Source organism: Bradyrhizobium sp. dw_78 (assembly GCF_018449525.1).
Lineage (GTDB): Bacteria > Pseudomonadota > Alphaproteobacteria > Rhizobiales > Xanthobacteraceae > Bradyrhizobium.
On the sequence record NZ_JAAVUS010000003.1, the window covers coordinates 371345 to 388704 of the forward strand.

16 protein-coding genes are annotated in these 17360 nt (G+C 62.1%); 13 read left to right on the forward strand and 3 right to left on the reverse strand.

Annotated elements, in window-relative coordinates:
- Positions 1 to 30 precede the first annotated feature (30 nt).
- From HB630_RS10800 to phoB, 7 genes are all read left to right on the forward strand, one after another.
- Entirely contained in the window at positions 31 to 1329 is a 1299-nt protein-coding gene (locus tag HB630_RS10800) for an ATP-binding protein (RefSeq protein WP_213772221.1), read from the forward strand.
- A gap of 140 nt (positions 1330 to 1469) precedes the next feature.
- Positions 1470 to 2480 (forward strand): phosphate ABC transporter substrate-binding protein PstS, encoded by a 1011-nt coding sequence (pstS, locus tag HB630_RS10805; protein ID WP_213772222.1) that lies wholly within the window; start codon positions 1470 to 1472, stop codon positions 2478 to 2480.
- A 231-nt stretch (positions 2481 to 2711) separates the two neighbouring features.
- Positions 2712 to 3701 carry a phosphate ABC transporter permease subunit PstC gene (pstC, locus tag HB630_RS10810; protein ID WP_213772419.1) on the forward strand — a complete coding sequence of 330 codons (990 nt, stop codon included), beginning with the start codon at positions 2712 to 2714 and terminating at the stop codon, positions 3699 to 3701.
- Between the two features lie 18 nt (positions 3702 to 3719).
- Positions 3720 to 4565 (forward strand): phosphate ABC transporter permease PstA, encoded by an 846-nt coding sequence (gene pstA / locus HB630_RS10815; protein ID WP_213772420.1) that lies wholly within the window; start codon positions 3720 to 3722, stop codon positions 4563 to 4565.
- The gene (gene pstB / locus HB630_RS10820) at positions 4562 to 5383 is read left to right on the forward strand and encodes a phosphate ABC transporter ATP-binding protein PstB (protein ID WP_213772223.1); all 822 of its coding nucleotides are present in this window, start codon (positions 4562 to 4564) and stop codon (positions 5381 to 5383) included. Before pstA ends, pstB begins: the two co-directional genes overlap by 4 nt.
- A gap of 11 nt (positions 5384 to 5394) precedes the next feature.
- On the forward strand, positions 5395 to 6111 hold the full coding sequence (gene phoU / locus HB630_RS10825) for a phosphate signaling complex protein PhoU (RefSeq protein ID WP_213772224.1): 717 nt from the start codon (positions 5395 to 5397) through the stop codon (positions 6109 to 6111).
- A gap of 13 nt (positions 6112 to 6124) precedes the next feature.
- Positions 6125 to 6826 carry a phosphate regulon transcriptional regulator PhoB gene (gene phoB, locus HB630_RS10830; protein WP_100384553.1) on the forward strand — a complete coding sequence of 234 codons (702 nt, stop codon included), beginning with the start codon at positions 6125 to 6127 and terminating at the stop codon, positions 6824 to 6826.
- Positions 6827 to 7191: 365 nt separating this feature from the next.
- Here the strand turns inward: phoB and HB630_RS10835 are convergent, their stop codons facing one another.
- Positions 7192 to 7704 (reverse strand): GcrA family cell cycle regulator, encoded by a 513-nt coding sequence (locus HB630_RS10835; RefSeq protein WP_213772225.1) that lies wholly within the window; start codon positions 7702 to 7704, stop codon positions 7192 to 7194.
- 480 nt (positions 7705 to 8184) lie between these two features.
- Here HB630_RS10835 and HB630_RS10840 point away from each other — a divergent pair, with 480 nt between their 5' ends.
- The 3 genes from HB630_RS10840 (at position 8185) to HB630_RS10850 (ending at position 11436) form a co-directional block, all read left to right on the forward strand.
- Positions 8185 to 9396 carry an aspartate aminotransferase family protein gene (locus HB630_RS10840; protein ID WP_213772226.1) on the forward strand — a complete coding sequence of 404 codons (1212 nt, stop codon included), beginning with the start codon at positions 8185 to 8187 and terminating at the stop codon, positions 9394 to 9396.
- The gene (gene argF, locus HB630_RS10845) at positions 9393 to 10319 is read left to right on the forward strand and encodes an ornithine carbamoyltransferase (protein WP_213772227.1); all 927 of its coding nucleotides are present in this window, start codon (positions 9393 to 9395) and stop codon (positions 10317 to 10319) included. The genes HB630_RS10840 and argF overlap by 4 nt, the downstream gene beginning before the upstream one ends.
- A 115-nt stretch (positions 10320 to 10434) precedes the next feature.
- Positions 10435 to 11436, forward strand: coding sequence for an Hsp33 family molecular chaperone (locus tag HB630_RS10850; RefSeq protein ID WP_213772228.1), 1002 nt, complete (start codon positions 10435 to 10437; stop codon positions 11434 to 11436).
- Between the two features lie 711 nt (positions 11437 to 12147).
- Here the strand turns inward: HB630_RS10850 and apaG are convergent.
- Positions 12148 to 12540: a Co2+/Mg2+ efflux protein ApaG gene (gene apaG / locus HB630_RS10855; protein ID WP_213772229.1), complete on the reverse strand. Its 393-nt coding sequence runs from the start codon at positions 12538 to 12540 to the stop codon at positions 12148 to 12150.
- A 351-nt stretch (positions 12541 to 12891) separates the two neighbouring features.
- Here apaG and HB630_RS10860 point away from each other — a divergent pair, with 351 nt between their 5' ends.
- Genes HB630_RS10860 through HB630_RS10870 form a run of 3 tightly spaced genes read left to right on the forward strand, consistent with a single transcriptional unit; the run spans position 12892 to position 16034 of the window.
- Positions 12892 to 14145: an OpgC domain-containing protein gene (locus tag HB630_RS10860; protein WP_213772230.1), complete on the forward strand. Its 1254-nt coding sequence runs from the start codon at positions 12892 to 12894 to the stop codon at positions 14143 to 14145.
- Positions 14142 to 15008 carry an SGNH/GDSL hydrolase family protein gene (locus tag HB630_RS10865; protein WP_249780786.1) on the forward strand — a complete coding sequence of 289 codons (867 nt, stop codon included), beginning with the start codon at positions 14142 to 14144 and terminating at the stop codon, positions 15006 to 15008. Before HB630_RS10860 ends, HB630_RS10865 begins: the two co-directional genes overlap by 4 nt.
- A gap of 12 nt (positions 15009 to 15020) precedes the next feature.
- Complete coding sequence (locus HB630_RS10870; protein WP_213772231.1) at positions 15021 to 16034, forward strand: SGNH/GDSL hydrolase family protein; 1014 nt, start codon at positions 15021 to 15023, stop codon at positions 16032 to 16034.
- Positions 16035 to 16107: 73 nt separating this feature from the next.
- Here HB630_RS10870 and HB630_RS10875 read toward each other — a convergent pair whose 3' ends face one another.
- Positions 16108 to 17304 (reverse strand): O-succinylhomoserine sulfhydrylase, encoded by a 1197-nt coding sequence (locus HB630_RS10875; RefSeq protein ID WP_213772232.1) that lies wholly within the window; start codon positions 17302 to 17304, stop codon positions 16108 to 16110.
- Between the last annotated feature and the right edge of the window lie 56 nt (positions 17305 to 17360).

A 17360-nucleotide genomic window follows, 5' to 3' on the forward strand; every position in this document is an offset into this window, starting at 1 on the left:
GATGCGCCCCCGAACGGGAGAGCCGGCTTTATGGCATTAGAAGCCCCTTCCACTTCCTTTTATTCGCCGTGGCCGGACCGGTTGCGGCACTCGGCCATTGTCCTGCTGGTCGCGGGCCTCGCTTTGGCCGTCCTGGTCGCGTTCGGGGAATTGTCGCCGCTTCGCGCCACCGCGGTTTTTGCCTGCATCGCCGCGGCGGCCCTGGTGCCGTGGCGGCTGCACAACGCGGCCGCGTCGCGTGAAGACGCTCGCGGCGTCAATCCGGTCGAAACCGCTGCGGTCAGCGCCGTCGTCGCCGGCATGCCGGATCCCGCCGTGCTGCTCGACCGCGCCGGCCGCGTGATCCACCTCAACGCCGCCGCGGCGCAACTGGCGCCGGCGCTGCGCAGGAACGAGCTCGCCCAGTTCGCCCTGCGCTCGCCTGAAATCGTCACGGCGCTGCGGGAGGCGATCGCGACCTCCGAAACCCGGCGCGCCACCTATCTCGATCACGTGCCGGTCGACCGCTGGATGGAACTGGTGGTTACGCCGGTGCCGGTGCCGACCTTGTTCGGCGGCACCGACAAATGCATGCTGATGACATTCCACGATCTGACCCCGCTGCGCCGGGTCGAGGAAATGCGCGCCGACTTCGTGGCCAATGCCAGCCATGAACTGCGCACGCCGCTGGCGGCGCTGTCGGGCTTCATCGATACGCTGCAGGGGCCGGCCAAGGATGACGCCAAGGCGCGCGAGCGGTTCCTCGGCATCATGCATGCCCAGGCGACGCGCATGGCGCGGCTGATCGACGATCTCCTGTCGCTGTCGCGGGTCGAACTCTCGGCCCATGTCCGCCCGGACACGCTGGTGGATATCGTTCCGATCATCCGCCAGGTGGCCGACGGGCTGGAGCCGCTGGCCCGCGAGCGCCAGGTCGTGATCGATATCGACCTGCCGGAGACGCAGGTCGCGATCGCCGGCGACCGCGAGGAATTGCTGCGGCTGTTCGAAAACCTGATCGAGAACGCACTGAAATACGGTGCGTCCGGCGGCAAGGTCATCGTCTCGCTCACCTCGGCGATGTCAGGCGAAGGCGTGCCCGAAGTCCGCGTCATGGTGCGCGATTTCGGCCCCGGCATCGCGCCGGAACATCTGCCGCGGCTGACCGAGCGGTTCTATCGGGTGGATGTCGGCGATAGCCGCGCCCAGGGCGGCACGGGGCTCGGATTGTCACTGGTTAAACATATCGTTAACCGGCATCGCGGCCGGCTTTTGATCGAAAGCGTGTTGAAACACGGCGCCACTTTTACCGCCTGTTTTCCCCAGGCGAAAACCGCGTCCGGCACATAAAATCAAGCAATTTCAATTGCTTGAATGTGTCATCTGACTGTCATCAAACCTTCGTAAAAGCGGCACCGACCGCTCCTAAACGGACCGGCGTGAGCGCGATCGGGCGCGTCTGGCGCTTCGCTCACAGATGGAGACCAGCAATGAAATTCCTGAAAGCTATCGTCGCTGCCGGCCTGGTCGCCGCATCGACGTCGGCGTTTGCCGCTGACATCACCGGTGCCGGCTCAACCTTTATCTTCCCGGTCCTGTCGAAATGGGCGGATGCCTACAAGAAGGAATCCGGTGCGGGCGTGAACTACCAGTCGATCGGATCGGGCGCCGGCATCAAGCAGGTCCAGGCCAAGACCGTGACCTTCGGCGCCACCGACAAGCCGCTCACGGTCGATCAGCTCGACAAGGACGGCTTCGCGCAGTGGCCGATGGCGATGGGCGGCATCGTGCCGGTCGTCAACATCGATGGCGTCAAGGCCGGCGACATGGTGCTGGACGGCGACACTCTCGCCAAGATCTATCTCGGCACCATCACCAAGTGGGATGATGCGGCGATCAAGAAGCTCAATCCGAAGCTCAGCCTGCCCTCGGAGGCGATCTCCGTGGTTCACCGCGCGGACGGTTCAGGCACCACCTTCAACTTCACCGACTACCTCTCCAAGGTTAGCGCGGACTGGAAGTCCAAGGTCGGTTCCGACACCGCGGTCGAATGGCCGGTTGGCGTTGGCGCCAAGGGCAATGAAGGCGTATCGGGCAATGTCGGCCAGGCCAAGAACACCATCGGCTACGTCGAATACGCCTACGCCAAGCAGAACAAGCTGACCTACACCGCGATGGTCAACAAGGGCGGCAAGACCGTCGAGCCGACCGCCGACGCTTTCCAGGCGGCCGTCGCCAACGCCGATTGGGCCAACGCCCCCGGCTACTACCTGATCCTCACCAACCAGCCCGGCGACAAGTCGTGGCCGATCGTCGCCACCACCTTTGTGCTGATGCATAAGGATGGTTCCGACAAGGCTGCCTCGCAGGAAGCGCTCAAGTTCTTCAAGTTCGCTTTCGACAAGGGCGGCAAGATGGCCGAAGATCTCGACTACATCCCGATGCCGGAATCGGTGGTCAAGCTGATCGAGAAGACCTGGTCTTCCGAAATCAAGAGCTAAGCTTACGAGTGGCAACTCGTGCTTCAACGTTCCGGGGGCACGAGTGAAACGAGCAAGCCCGGAGTCCATGACCGGCTTACGGATGATGGACTCCGGTTCTGCGCCAGAACGGGGCGCTGCCCGGAACGACGCATGAATTCGGTTATTTGGTTGCCGAAATCGCTCCGGCATCTGGCGGCTCCTGATGACTTCGGTACACTCTTTAACGAGTAGGGGATTGGCGTGGCAGACATGGCCGTTCAGAGCGATGTAATGGAAGCCGCCGGACCTTACGATCGCGCCAAGGCGCTCAGCGCCTTCAGGCTTGGCGATGTCACCTTTTACTGGCTGACCCGCGTCTGTGCGGTCTCGGTGCTGCTGATCCTCGGCGGCATCATCATTTCACTCATCATCGGCGCCTGGCCGGCCATGATGGAGTACGGCTTTGCGTTCCTGTGGACGCAGCGCTGGGCGCCGTCGGCCGATCCGCCGGTGCTCGGCGCGCTCGGTCCGATCTACGGCACGCTGGTGACCTCCTTCATCGCCATGCTGATCGCCATTCCGGTCGGGCTCGGTATCGCCATCTTCCTGACCGAGCTCTGTCCGCAATGGCTGCGCCGTCCGATCGGGATCGCCATCGAGCTTTTGGCCGGCATTCCCTCGATCATCTACGGCATGTGGGGATTCTTCGTCCTTGGCCCGTTCCTGGCCTACACGTTCCAGCCATTCATGATCGGCCTGTTCGACGGCATTCCGGTGCTCAGTTCGATCTTCGGCGGCCCGCCGTCCTATCTCAGCCTGTTCAACGCGGCGCTGATCCTCGCCATCATGGTGCTGCCGTTCATCACCGCGATCTCGGTCGACGTGTTCAAGACCGTGCCGCCGGTATTGAAGGAAGCCGCCTACGGCGTCGGCTGCACGACATGGGAAGTGGTCCGCAACGTGGTCATTCCCTATACCCGCGTCGGCGTCATCGGCGGCGTCATGCTGGCGCTCGGCCGCGCGCTCGGCGAGACCATGGCGGTCACCTTCATCATCGGCAATTCGTTCCGCCTCTCGGCCTCGATCTTCGGACCGGGCACCACGATCTCGGCGGCGATCGCCAGCGAATTCGCCGAGAGCGACGGGCTGCATCAGTCGGCGCTCATTCTGCTCGGGCTGTTGCTGTTCGTGCTGACCTTCTTCGTGCTGGCTGCGGCGCGGCTGATGCTGATGCGGCTGGAAAAGAAAGCGGGGAACTAGGTGATGAACCCGATTCCCGTGAATCCGATTTACAGGCGCCGCCGCCGCAAGGACATCGTCATCCGCGGGCTGTGCATGGCCGCCGCGCTGTTCGGCGTGACCTGGCTCGCGCTGATCCTGATCACCCTGTTCTACAATGGAGTTGCAGGCCTGAGCCTGCAGATTTTCACGCAGAATACACCGCCGCCGGGCTCGACCGATGGCGGCCTGCTGAACGCCATCGTCGGTTCGGTCATCATGACCGTGATCGGCGTCGGCATCGGCGCGCCGCTCGGCCTGTTCGCCGGCACCTATCTTGCCGAATACGGCAAGCATGATCGCCTGACCTCGGTGATCCGCTTCATCAACGATATTCTGCTCAGCGCGCCGTCGATCATCATCGGCCTGTTCATCTATGGCGCGGTGGTGGTGCCGATGGGCGGGTTCTCCGCCCTTGCCGGTTCGCTGGCGCTGGCGGTGATCGTCATTCCCGTCGTGCTTCGAACCACCGAAGACATGCTGGGGCTGGTGCCCAATCCGCTGCGCGAGGCGGCGTCGGCGCTGGGCCTGCCGCGTTCGCTCGTGATCAAGAGGATCGCCTATCGCGCCGCGCGCTCCGGCCTGATCACCGGCGTGCTGCTGGCGACCGCGCGCGTCGCCGGCGAGACCGCGCCGCTGTTGTTCACCGCGCTCAGCAACCAGTTCTTCAGCCTCGATCTGACCAAGACGATGGCCAACCTGCCGGTGACTATCAACAATTTCGTGCAGAGCCCCTACGCCTACTGGAAAGAACTGGCCTGGAGCGGGGCCCTGCTCATCACCTTGACCGTGCTCGCGTTGAATATTGGTGCGCGGTACCTTGGCGCCGAAAGGGCTGCAAAATGACCGAAATATCGATCTCGACGGCTAATGCAGGCGGGCCGGCTCCTGCGGCGCCGCTGCCCGAGGCGCCGGCCAAGGTCAGCGCGCGTAACCTGAATTTCTACTATGGCGAGAACCACGCGCTGAAGAACATCAACCTCACGCTGGGCACCAATCGCGTCACCGCCTTCATCGGGCCGTCGGGCTGCGGCAAATCGACCTTGCTGCGGATTTTCAACCGGATGTACGACCTTTATCCGGGCCAGCGCGCCACCGGCCAGCTGATGCTCGACCAGACCAACATCCTCGATCCCAAGCTCGACCTCAATCTGCTGCGCGCCCGTGTCGGCATGGTGTTTCAGAAGCCGACGCCGTTCCCGATGACGATCTATGAAAACATCGCCTTCGGCGTCCGGCTCTATGAGAAGATCTCCAAATCCGAGATGGACGAGCGGGTGGAGAAGGCGCTGCGCGGCGGCGCGCTATGGAACGAAGTCAAGGACAAGCTGAACGCTTCCGGCCTCAGCCTGTCCGGCGGCCAGCAGCAGCGGCTTTGCATCGCCCGCACCGTCGCGGTGCGGCCCGAGGTGATCCTGTTCGACGAGCCGTGTTCGGCGCTCGATCCGATTTCGACCGCCAAGGTCGAGGAATTGATCCAGGAACTGGCCGAGCACTATACCATTGCCATCGTCACCCACAATATGCAGCAGGCGGCGCGCGTCTCGGACAAGACCGCTTTCATGTATCTCGGCGAACTGATCGAGTTCGACGACACCAACAAGATTTTCACCTCGCCGAGCGATCGACGGACCCAGGATTACATCACCGGCCGGTTCGGCTGAGGAGGTAGAAGATGGCTTCTGAACATACCGCCAAGGCGTTCGACAGCGACCTTCAGGAACTGACCCGCCTGGTTGCCGAAATGGGCGGCCTCGCCGAGCGCATGATCACCGAATCCGTCGATGCGCTGATCCGCCGTGACGTCACGCTGGGCAAGCATGTCGTGGCCTCGGATCTCGAGATCGACAATCTGCAGCGCGTGATCGAGGAGCGCGCGGTGCTGACCATTGCCCGGCGTCAGCCGATGGCGGTGGATTTGCGCGAGATCGTGGGCGCGATGCGGGTTGCGACCGATCTCGAGCGGATCGGCGACCTCGCCAAGAACATGGGCAAGCGGGTCGCCGCGCTGGAGAGCGATTTCCAGCCGCTGAAGCTGATCCGCGGCCTCGAGCACATGACCGATCTGGTGCAGTCGCAGGTGAAGTCGGTGCTCGACGCTTACGCGGCGCATGACTTGCCGGCCGCGATGACGGTCTGGAAGGGCGACGAGGAAGTCGATGCGATCTGCACGTCGCTGTTCCGCGAACTGCTGACCTACATGATGGAAGATCCGCGCAACATCAGCTTCTGCATTCACCTGATGTTCTGCGCCAAGAACATCGAGCGGATCGGCGACCACGCCACCAACATCGCTGAAACGGTGTTCTACATGATCGAAGGTCAGCAGATACTCGACCCGCGTCCGAAGGGCGACATGACGACGTTTGCCACAACCGTACCCGGAAACTGAGGGAAAGCTACATATGAGTGCGCGCATTCTGGTGGTTGAAGACGAGGAAGCGCTTACCACGCTGTTGCGCTACAACCTTGATGCCGAAGGCTACGATGTCGAAACCGTCGGGCGCGGCGACGACGCCGACACGAGGCTGAAAGAACGTGTTCCCGACCTGATCGTGCTGGACTGGATGCTGCCGGGATTGTCCGGCATCGAATTATGCCGGAGGCTGCGGGCGCGGCCGGAGACGCGGCAGCTTCCGATCATCATGCTGACCGCGCGCGGCGAGGAAAGCGAGCGGGTCAGGGGGCTCGCCACCGGTGCTGACGATTACATCGTCAAGCCGTTCTCTGTGCCGGAATTGCTGGCGCGGGTGAAAGGCCTGTTGCGCCGCGCGAGCCCGGAACGCCTCGCCACCGTGCTCACCTATGGCGACATCGAACTGGATCGCGAGAAGCGCCGCGTGGCGCGGTCGGGACGTCCGATCGATCTCGGTCCGACCGAGTACCGGCTGCTGGAATTTTTCCTGGAGCATCCGGGACGGGTATTCAGCCGCGAGCAGTTGCTCGACAGCGTATGGGGCCGCGACATCTATATCGATGAGCGCACGGTGGATGTGCATATCGGGCGGCTGCGCAAGCTGCTCAATCCGGGCCGCGAACAGGATCCCATTCGCACCGTGCGTGGCGCCGGCTACGCGCTCGACGATCGCTTCGCGAAGGTGGAATAACGAACCGTATCAACAGTACACGTCATTCCGGGATGGTTTGAAGAGCGAGAATATTTTCGGTTCTAGAGCGCCGTAGCTTTAGGCTGAATCGCCGTCACGCTCTATTTTATTGTTTGAGCATGATCTTTTCGGAAAACGGGTGTCCACTTTTCCGGATCATGCTCTAACGGCATCAGAACCGAGGCTCGGCTCTTTTGTTTTGACGCGTTTTCTTCACGCGAACCGGAAGCCATTTCGCTCGAAAACGCTATAGGCCCGGAATCGCGCGCAATAAACTCCGGATTCCGGGTTCGATGTTTCACATCGCCCCGGCATGGCCGGGGCAGGATTGCGACGTCGCCGTCGGTTCTCGTAATGGCAGGCCTTTACCGCGCCGGCTTCGCCGGCTGGCGCCGGCGATCGCCGACGGGCTGGTAGGCGACGCGCGAATGGTGCGCGCAATAAGGCAGCCCGGCTAGCGCCTTGCCGCCACAGAAGAAAAATTCCGGGCTGGAAGGATCGCCGACCGGCCAGTGGCAAGTGGCCTCGTTGAGCTCCAACAGCGACAGGCGCTGGCCGATCGGCACCACATTGTCATAGGTGATCGGATCCGGCTCCATCTCGACGTCGAAGGCATGGGCCAGCGCGGTGTTGCCGCGTGAGACCGGACGCGAGACCCGCATCATGTGCTGGGCCGGACGCGCTTTCCGCGGACGCGGCGCCGCCGAGGACGGGCTCTTGGCGCGGCCGGAAAGGCCCAGCCGATGGACTTTGCCGATCACGGCGTTTCGCGTCACATTCCCGAGTTCCGCGGCGATCTGGCTGGCGGAAAGTCCGGCTTCCCAGAGTTTCTTCAGCTGTTCGACGCGATCGTCGGACCAGGTCAATACCGTCGTCATCGCATTCTTCCCTTCGCGCCGCACCGGCCTTTGAAAGGGGCGGCACCACGATCCAAAGCTCCAAAATCCCTGCGGTCAGAATCCCTTAGCCCTCGCCGGACGCGCTTATCGCGCCCGAACGTGTACGCTGAACACACAGGACTTAGAGGGTTAAAACTGCCGCACGAGATGTCGTATCTGACAGGCCAAACGCTACAATATGGCGTGACTCGGGCGCAAGAGTCCGCAGCAGTGCGTCCACATGTTCTGCGATTTTAACCTTGCAATTCGATATTTTCGCGGCACCGGAATCCTACGGGGATTCGGAATCTTGACTGTCGTAAATTGGATACGGTGCAGCCGGTTGACACCTGCCGCCGCGTGCCTAGAATGACACTTACGTGCCGCCCCTAAAAGGCGGCACGTTTCGTTTTCCGGCCGGCTGTTGTTGCGTCGCGCCAATGCGCGCACCGCAGGCGGTGTTAACCTTCAGTGATAGCCATGACCAAAAGCGCCGCGTCGCATTTGCTTCCCGTATTCGCCAGGGTCGATCTCGGTTTCGAGCGCGGCGAGGGCGCCTGGCTGATCGCGACCAATGGCGAGCGCTATCTCGATTTCACTTCCGGCGTCGCGGTGAACGCGCTCGGCCACTGTCATCCGCATCTGGTCGCGGCGCTGCAGGAGCAGGCCACCAAACTGTGGCACATGTCGAACCTGTTCATGAGCCCGGATGGTGAGCGGCTCGCGGCCAGACTGTGCGCGCAAAGCTTTGCCGATTTCGTGTTTTTCGCCAATTCCGGTGCCGAGGCGATGGAATGCGCGATCAAGGTTACGCGCCGATACCACGCCGCCAAGGGCCACCCCGAACGCTATCGCATCATCACCTTCGAGGGCGCGTTTCACGGCCGGACGCTGGGCACGCTGGCCGCGACCGGCTCGCCGAAATATCTCGAAGGTTTTGGGCCGCCGCTCGACGGTTTCGATCAGGTCGCGCTTGGTGATCTCGACGCCGTCAGGAAGGCGATCGGCCCGCAGACCGCGGGCATCCTGATCGAGCCGCTGCAAGGCGAAGGCGGCGTGCGCGCCGCGCCGCACGCCTTCTTCAAGGCCTTGCGCCAGCTCTGCGACGAGAACGGCCTGCTGCTGGTGTTCGACGAGGTGCAGACCGGCATGGGCCGCACCGGCGAGTTGTTTGCGTATAAGCGCCTCGGCGTCGCGCCCGATGTGATGTCGCTGGCGAAAGCGCTTGGCGGCGGTTTCCCGATCGGCGCTTGTCTCGCGACCGCCGAGGCGGCCTCCGGCATGACGCCGGGCTCGCACGGCTCGACTTTCGGCGGCAATCCTCTTGCCGTTGCCGCTGCGAACGCCGTGCTGGACGTCATGCTCAAGCCCGGCTTCTTCGAGCATGTGCAGAAGATGTCGCTGTTGCTCAAGCAGAAACTGGCCGCGGTGGTCGACCGCTATCCCAATGTGCTTGCCGAAGTGCGCGGCGAGGGATTGCTGATCGGTCTGAAAGCCGTGGTGCCGTCGGGAGATCTGGTGGCGGCGCTGCGCGATCAGAAGCTGCTTACGGTCGGCGCCGGCGATAACGTGGTGCGGTTCCTGCCGCCGTTGATCGTGACCGAAGCGGAGATTGACGAGTCGGTGCAGCGCCTCGATCGCGCCTGCGCGGTCCTGGCCAGCGGTCAGTTGAAACAGGCGGCGGGAAAATGAGCAAGGCCCTCCGACATTTTCTCGATATCAACGAGCTTCCGACCAGAGAGCTGCGCAACATACTCGCGGCCGGCGCCGCCATGAAAGCGAAGCAGAAGGCGCACGAGAAAGCCGAGAGGCCGCTGGAAGGCAAGACCTTGGCGATGATCTTCGAGCGGCCTTCGACCCGCACCAGGGTGTCGTTCGATGTCGGCATGCGTCAGCTCGGCGGTGAATCGATCATGCTGACCGGTGCGGAAATGCAGCTTGGCCGTGGCGAGACCATCGCGGACACGGCGCGGGTGCTGTCGCGTTATGTCGATGCCATCATGATCCGCATTCTCAGCCATGATGCGCTGCTGGAACTCGCTGAATATGCCACCGTGCCTGTCATCAACGGGCTGACGCGGCGCTCGCATCCCTGCCAGGTGATGGCGGACCTGATGACGTTCGAGGAACGTCGTGGCCCGATCGAGGGCCGCACCATCGCGTGGACCGGCGACGACAACAACGTGCTGGCGTCGTGGGCGCATGCGGCGGAGCGGTTCAAATTCACGCTCAACGTCGCGACCCCGCCGCAGCTGGCGCCGAACAAGGCGATGAAGGACTGGATCAAGGCGACCCAGGCGCAGGTCGTGCTCGGCAATGACCCGGAACAGGCGGTGCGCGGCGCCGATTGCGTGGTGACCGACACCTGGGTCTCGATGGGCGACAAGGATGGCGAGCATCGTCACAATCTGTTGCGGCCGTACCAGGTCAACGCCAAGCTGATGTCGCTGGCCAAGCCCGACGCGCTGTTCATGCATTGCCTGCCCGCCCATCGCGGCGAGGAAGTCACCGACGAGGTGATGGACGGCCCGCAATCGGTTGTGTTCGATGAGGCGGAGAACCGCCTGCATGCGCAAAAGGGCATTCTGGCGTGGTGTCTCGACGTGGTGGCGTAGCCGCCTGCCAAAATGGTTGCCGCCCCGGCCAGGTGAAGCGCGAACGCGGGACGACGATGATTTGCGCCTTGCCAACCCCTTTCGTTCTGCGCCCATCGACCCCAGATAAAGCGCCATGACCTCGCAATTCCCCGGCATCAAGCCCTCCGCTGAAACCCCGATCCGCGCGCCGTCGGCCGTGCCGGTCGACGATGCGGTGCTGCCGTTTGAAGTCGGCGCGCTCGATCTGCGCGGCCGCCTGACCCGGCTCGGCCCCGCGCTCGATGAGATTCTCACCAAGCACGATTATCCGCCGCCGGTCGGCAAATTGCTCGGCGAGGCGATCGTGCTGGCGACGCTGCTGGGCTCGGCGCTGAAATTCGACGGCCGCTTCATCCTGCAGACGCAGACCGACGGTCCGGTTTCGTTTTTGATCGTGGACTTCCAGTCGCCGGATCGCATGCGCGCCTACGCGCGCTATGACGCCAGTCGGCTGAAGGACGGTCAGAATTCTGCTGCGCTGTTGGGAAAGGGCCATCTTGCGATGACCATCGACCAGGGCCGGGACATGAGCCGCTATCAGGGCCTGGTGGCGCTCGATGGCGGCAATCTGGAAGATGCCGCGCATGAGTATTTTCTGCGCTCCGAGCAGATTCCGACCCGGGTGCGGCTTGCGGTCGGCGAGGAATGGCGTGGCGGCGACGGTCCCAAACATCGCTGGCGCGCCGGCGGCATGCTGCTGCAATTTCTGCCGAAGGCGCCCGACCGGGCGCGGCTACCCGATTTGCATCCGGGCGATGCGCCGGAAGGCACGGTCGCACACATGGTTGAGGAAGACGACGCCTGGATCGAAGGCCAGTCGCTGATCTCGACCGTCGAGGACATCGAACTGATCGACCCGGATCTGTCCGGCGAGCGGCTGCTCTATCGGCTGTTTCACGAGCGGGGTGTGCGGGTGTTTTCGCCGTTGCCGTTGCGCGCGCAATGCTCGTGCTCGCGCGATGCGGTGTCGGCGATGCTCGGGAGTTTTGCGCCGCAGGATCGCGCCGACATGGTGAAGGACGGCAAGGTGGTCGTGACCTGCGAGTTTTGCAGCTCGGTCTATGAATTCACGCCGGACGAAGCCGGCGTGGAGTAGCCCTTGCAGGCCGGTCCACATTCACCGGTTGGGCTGCAGCGTCCTTCTCGACGAGAGTACGATCGATACGCGTAAGTTCCCTCGCCAGGTCCCGCCACCGCGAGCGAAAGCGGTCCTCCGATAATTTCGGAAATTCCGAATTTCGGTTGACGGCCGGGTAGAAACAGGAATATTGCGATTCAGTCCCGCCTCGATACAGAGGGGCGCTTCGCGGTCGTCACGAACGTTGGGAGCGGGATGCGATGGACGCGACAGGCCGGAAGACGAACGGCACTGACGCGGACGGCGAAGTCGTGTGGTCCTGACGCCCCGACGCTGGCGTCAAGTCGGTGACAATGCTTCGCATTGCACTGACGACGGTGACAATAAAGCCCGGTCACCGGGGAGAGCACGAAGGAAACCGTTAAAACCATTGCGCGGGGAATGCCGCGTGAACGGCGGCACACCTGTGGCGACTAACTCGTGTGCTTTTTATTTTGCACACGGGGCTATGGGTGCGGCGCGCACCCGGCATTCCCTGCGCCCTCTCTTGAGGGTCGCCTGCGCCCTCTGAATTCAGGAGGGCAGAATGTTTCCGGAAAAACTCGCGCGAATGCGCGGCGAGATCATCCAGTCATGTCCGCAAACGATGCGCTGTTAAAAATCCTGTGCGATACGTGTGCGGAGCGCGTTTCAATCCCTCCCCCGCGAGCGGAACGGAGCAAGGTGTAGCTAATTCAACACCCGCCTGTTGTCGGGACTGTCGAGCGAGAAGGTCGGCACCTCGATCTCGAAACGCTCGCCGCTTTCGCTGACCATCTGATAGCGTCCGGTCATGAATCCCGATGTGGTCGGAAGCGGCACGCCGCTGGTATATTCGAAGCGTTCGCCCGGGGCGAGCACGGGCTGCTCGCCGACCACGCCTTCGCCGCGAACCTCCTGTTTGCGGCCTGATGCATCGGTGATGATCCAGTGCCGCGTGTGCAGTTGCACCGTCTCTTCACCGGAATTGGTGATGACGACGGTGTAGGACCAGAAATATTGGGATCGTTCGGCCGACGAGCGCTCCGGCATGAAGTTCGGCTCGACGGTGACTTCGATCTGACGGGTAATGGCGCGGTACATCTGGGTTCAACTTTCGGAAAATCGGACGATATCATACCGAAAAAATCCGGCGGGACCAATCGCATACGGCGCCGGCGGCGTCATCCGCAATCGCCGTTTGAACATAGTTTAAGTCCAAGGATGAAGCGTGTTTCCCGGAGCAGGATTTCAATTGAGTTGAATCATACTCGTCGTCCATCTTCTTGTTTGAGCATGATCTTTTCGGAAAACCGGTGCCCACTTTTCCGGATCGTGCTCTACCGTTAAAGCCGCGTAACTTGCCTGGGACCGCAGGGCCGGTACTATTCGTTGGTACGGTCTTTCGGGCTGCGTGAAGTGCGCAAAAAGCCACCTTGTTTCAACCGGTTCCAGATGACGTCGGTTGCCGATCGAATTGCCGGACCACCGCTCGCGGCTGCGCGAGATGTCCCGCTGGCGCAGGCCGAGGCGGCGCCGGCGATTCCGCGTTCCGCGGTCAGCGAGCGTGAGCTGCGGCTCGATCTGTTCCGCGGCCTCGCTCTGTGGCTGATCTTCATCGATCATCTGCCGTCCAATTTTCTGACCTGGTTCACGATCCGCAATTACGGCTTCAGCGACGCCACCGAAATATTCATTTTCATTTCCGGCTATACCGCTTCATTCGTATACGGCCGAGCCATGCGCGAGGCCGGCTTCGTGGTCGCGACCGCGCGCATCCTGCGGCGGGTCTGGCAGATCTATGTCGCGCATGTGTTTCTGTTCACGATCTTCCTCGCGGAGATTTCCTACGTCGCGACCAGCTTCGAGAACCCGCTCTATAGCGAAGAGATGGGAATCATGGATTTTCTCAAGCAGCCGGATGTCACCATCGTCGAGGCGCTGCTGTTGCGATTCCGGCCCGTCAACATGGACGTGCTGCCGCTTTATATCGTGCTGATGCTGTTTCTGCCGTTCATCCTGTGGCTGATGAAATGGAAAGCGGACCTGACGCTGGCGTTGTCGGTCCTGCTCTACGCCGTCACCTGGCAGTACGACCTGTCGCTGTCGGCCTACCCGAACGGCGTCTGGGCCTTCAATCCGTTTGCCTGGCAATTGCTGTTCGTGTTCGGCGTCTGGTGTGCGCAGGGAGGCGCCAAGCGGATGTCGCGCATCCTGGCCTCGCCCGTCACGTTATGGATTTCGCTGGCCTATCTGCTCGCCGCGTTCTACGTCACGCTGACCTGGTATGTTCCGCAGATGAACCATCTGATGCCGCGCTGGCTCGAGCAATGGATGTATCCCATCGATAAGACCGATCTTGACGTGTTGAGATTTGCGCATTTTCTGGCTCTGGCGGCCGTTGCCGTGCGGTTTCTGCCGAAAGACTGGTCCGGACTTAGATCACCCTGGCTGCGTCCGCTGATCCTGTGCGGTCAGCATTCGCTGGAAATCTTCTGCCTCGGCGTGTTTCTGGCATTCGCGGGGTACTTCATCCTGGCCGAGATCTCCGGCGGCGCCGTGCTGCATTTCGTCGTCAGCGTGACCGGAATCCTGATCATGTCCGGCGCGGCGTGGCTTTTTTCGTGGTACAAACATTCGGCCGACAAGAATGCGTCGCGGACGAAAAGCCCCATTGGTAACGCCGATCTGGCGGGGGGAAGTTTATGAGGTTCAACTCGGGAGCGATCCTGGCGCTCGTGCTGCTGGCCGGCCTGTTGGCCGCGACTTCCGGACGCGCCGACGATGCTTCTCAAGCTGTCCCGCAAGCTAAATCAGAGGATAACGCGCGAGCTAATTCTCAGGATAAATCTCAAGACAATTCTCAAACTAAATCCCAAGATGGATTCCATGATGGATCTCAAGTCTGCGATGTCCCGGACTATCTGCTCAAAAGCGACAGCGCATTGCCCAAGGTCGCGGATGCTATAAAAAATGGCCATACGCTGGATATTCTCGTGATCGGCAGCCGGTCGTCGACCATCAACGCGTCGGAAGCCAGCGCCTACCCGGCCCGATTGCAGGCGATCCTGACCGAAAAATTGCCGGCGGTTACGGTTAACGTCTCCGTAGAATTACGGGCCAAGAATACGGCGGAGGAGATGGCCGCCGAATTGCCCAAGCTGATGGAGGACAAGAAGCCCGCCTTGGTGATCTGGCAGACCGGCACCGTCGATGCGATGCGCTCCGTCGATCCCGACGATTTTCGCGGCGCTGTCGATGAAGGCGTTATTGCCTTGCAAAAGGCGGGAGCCGACGTCATTTTAATGAATCTGCAGTATAGCCCGCGCACGGAAACGATGATTTCCGCGCCGCCATACCTAGATAATATGCGTGTGGTGGCGCAGCAGTATGACATCCCGCTGTTCGACCGGTTTGCCATCATGCGTCAATGGAATGACTCGGGAGATTTCGACTTTTTCAGCGCCTCGCACGGCCTCGATCTGGCGAAGCGCGTTCACGACTGTCTAGGCCGCGCGTTGTCCAGCTTTGTGCTCGACGCAGCCCGCATCAATGCGGTCCAGCAGAATTAGGATACAGCGTTAATGAGTTTTAACCGCCCTTTTCCTGCAATGAAATCGTTGGCCGTGCCCGCCGTGGCGGCGCTTGTGCTGTCGGTGGCTGTGTTGATGCTGCCGGCGCGAGCCCAGGCCGCCCAGCAGGCTGTTTCAGCCGGCGGCTTGACGTCCGAAGCCGTCAAGACGACGGTGGCCCAAACCACTGGCGCAGGCAATGTTGCCTCCGTCAGTCAGGCCAGTCCGGCGCCGCCGAACAGCATCGCCGGCAAGGCGATCGAGAAGGCGAAGGAAATTGCGAAATCCGCGGGCGACATTTTCAGCCGCGTGCCCTGCCTGCCGCCGAAAGGCGTTCAATCGACGGGATCGCTGCCGCATGTGGCGGCCAAGCTGGCATCGGGACAGCCGGTGGTGATCGTGGCGTTCGGATCGTCGTCGACGCAGGGGTACGGCTCGTCGTCGCCGGAGTTCTCTTATCCCAGCCGGCTCGCCGCGCGATTGCACCGGCAGTATCCGGGCGCGGATATCACCGTCCTCAATCGCGGCGTGGGCGGCGAGGATGCGCCCGAAATGATGAAGCGGTTCCAGACTTCGGTGATCGATGCCAAGCCGGATATGGTGATCTGGCAGGTCGGCACCAACGCCGTGCTGCGCAATCTCGATCCGGGGGAGACGCAAAAACTGGTCGATGACGGCGTTGCGCGCATTCAGGCGGCCGGCGCCGACGTGGTGCTGGTCGATCCGCAATATTCTCCGAGGGTGTATGAGCGCGCGGAAAGCGCGAGCCGGGTGGTCAGGATGCTGAAGAGGGTCGCCGAACTGCATCATGTCGGTATTTTCCCGCGCTTCGAGGTGATGCGCGAATGGCATGATCAACAGGCGCTTCCCGTCGACAGTTTTGTGATTGCCGACGGCCTGCACATGAATGACTGGGGCTATGCCTGCTTTGCCCAGTTGCTCGGCGACGACATCATCAAATCGGTCGGCCAGATCAAGCTCGGCGTCAATGTGCCGTCCACCGTGCAGAAATATCGGCCGATGTAAGTTTTGTCATTCCGGGTCTGGTGCTTACGCACCATCCCGGAATGACAGGTCAGATTGTGTCGCGCAGGCTGAGTCACGCCTTTTCCAGCGCCGACTGCAAATCCTCGATCAAATCGTCGCGGTGCTCGAGGCCGGCGGAGAGCCGGATGAAGCCTTCGCTGATGCCGAGTTCGGCGCGGGCCTCCGGCGTCAGACGTTGATGCGTGGTGGTCGCCGGATGGGTGACAAGGCTCTTGGCGTCGCCGAGATTGTTTGAAATCCGCGCGATCTTCAAGGCATTGAGTGCGCGGAATGCCGCCGCCTTGCCGCCCTTGACCTCGAAGCCAACCAGCGTCGAGCCGCCGCGCATCTGCTTCTTTACGGTCGCCGCCTGCGGATGATCGGCGCGGCCCGGATAGATCAGCCGCGAGATTTTCGGATGCTTTGCCAGCACGTCGGCGATCGCGGCCGCGGTTTCGGTCTGCGCGCGGACCCGGACTGCCAGCGTCTCCAATCCCTTCACCATCACCCATGCGTTGAACGGCGATATCGACGGGCCGGTCTGGCGCAGGAAATTGTGGATGTGCTCGGCAATGAACGCCTCCGACGACAGGATGATGCCGCCGAGGCAGCGGCCCTGGCCGTCGATATGCTTGGTTGCCGAATACACCACGACATCGGCGCCGAGCGACAGCGGGCTCTGCCAGATCGGCGTCGCAAACACGTTGTCGACGATCAGCCGCGCGCCGCCTTGATGCGCGATCTCGGCGATGGCGGTGATGTCGAGCACGTCGAGTGTCGGATTGGTCGGGCTCTCCAGGAAACAGGTCCTGGTGTTCGGCCGCATCGCCTTCTGCCACTGATCGAGATCGAGGCCGTCGACCAGGGTCGATTGAATGCCGTAGCGCGGCAGCAGATCCTCCACCACGTAACGGCACGATCCGAACATCGCCTTGGAGGCCACGACATGATCGCCGGCCTTCAGCGGGGCGAGAATAGCCGTCGTCACCGCGGCCATGCCGGTCGCGGTCGCGCGCGCGGCTTCCGCGCCTTCGAGCTCGATCATGCGGCGCTCGAACATCGCAATATTGGGGTTGGAAAAGCGCGAATAGAGATAGCCCGGTTCTTCGCCCTTGAACCGCGCCTCGCACTGCTCGGCGCTGTCATAGACGAAGCCCTGGGTCAGAAACAGCGCTTCGGACGTTTCGCCGAATTCCGAACGGATCGTGCCGGAATGGACCAGCCGGGTTTCGGGACGATAGCGGGCGGTGGGAGAGTTGCTTTCAGACATGTGACCTCCATCGTGGCCACCTCGAAAATGGCCACAAAAAAACCGGCCTGGAAAAC

What these genes read in the sequence shown, in the direction of transcription:
- pstS (WP_213772222.1), top strand. Translation starts at nt 1,470, where the DNA reads ATGAAATTCCTGAAAGCTATCGTCGCTGCCGGCCTGGTCGCCGCATCG.
- pstC (WP_213772419.1), top strand. Translation starts at nt 2,712, where the DNA reads ATGGCCGTTCAGAGCGATGTAATGGAAGCCGCCGGACCTTACGATCGC.
- apaG (WP_213772229.1), bottom strand. Translation starts at nt 12,540, where the DNA reads ATGTACCGCGCCATTACCCGTCAGATCGAAGTCACCGTCGAGCCGAAC.
- HB630_RS10840 (WP_213772226.1), top strand. Translation starts at nt 8,185, where the DNA reads ATGACCAAAAGCGCCGCGTCGCATTTGCTTCCCGTATTCGCCAGGGTC.
- HB630_RS10870 (WP_213772231.1), top strand. Translation starts at nt 15,021, where the DNA reads ATGAGTTTTAACCGCCCTTTTCCTGCAATGAAATCGTTGGCCGTGCCC.
- phoB (WP_100384553.1), top strand. Translation starts at nt 6,125, where the DNA reads ATGAGTGCGCGCATTCTGGTGGTTGAAGACGAGGAAGCGCTTACCACG.
- HB630_RS10850 (WP_213772228.1), top strand. Translation starts at nt 10,435, where the DNA reads ATGACCTCGCAATTCCCCGGCATCAAGCCCTCCGCTGAAACCCCGATC.
- argF (WP_213772227.1), top strand. Translation starts at nt 9,393, where the DNA reads ATGAGCAAGGCCCTCCGACATTTTCTCGATATCAACGAGCTTCCGACC.
- HB630_RS10875 (WP_213772232.1), bottom strand. Translation starts at nt 17,304, where the DNA reads ATGTCTGAAAGCAACTCTCCCACCGCCCGCTATCGTCCCGAAACCCGG.
- HB630_RS10835 (WP_213772225.1), bottom strand. Translation starts at nt 7,704, where the DNA reads ATGACGACGGTATTGACCTGGTCCGACGATCGCGTCGAACAGCTGAAG.
- HB630_RS10800 (WP_213772221.1), top strand. Translation starts at nt 31, where the DNA reads ATGGCATTAGAAGCCCCTTCCACTTCCTTTTATTCGCCGTGGCCGGAC.
- HB630_RS10865 (WP_249780786.1), top strand. Translation starts at nt 14,142, where the DNA reads ATGAGGTTCAACTCGGGAGCGATCCTGGCGCTCGTGCTGCTGGCCGGC.
- pstB (WP_213772223.1), top strand. Translation starts at nt 4,562, where the DNA reads ATGACCGAAATATCGATCTCGACGGCTAATGCAGGCGGGCCGGCTCCT.
- phoU (WP_213772224.1), top strand. Translation starts at nt 5,395, where the DNA reads ATGGCTTCTGAACATACCGCCAAGGCGTTCGACAGCGACCTTCAGGAA.
- HB630_RS10860 (WP_213772230.1), top strand. Translation starts at nt 12,892, where the DNA reads ATGACGTCGGTTGCCGATCGAATTGCCGGACCACCGCTCGCGGCTGCG.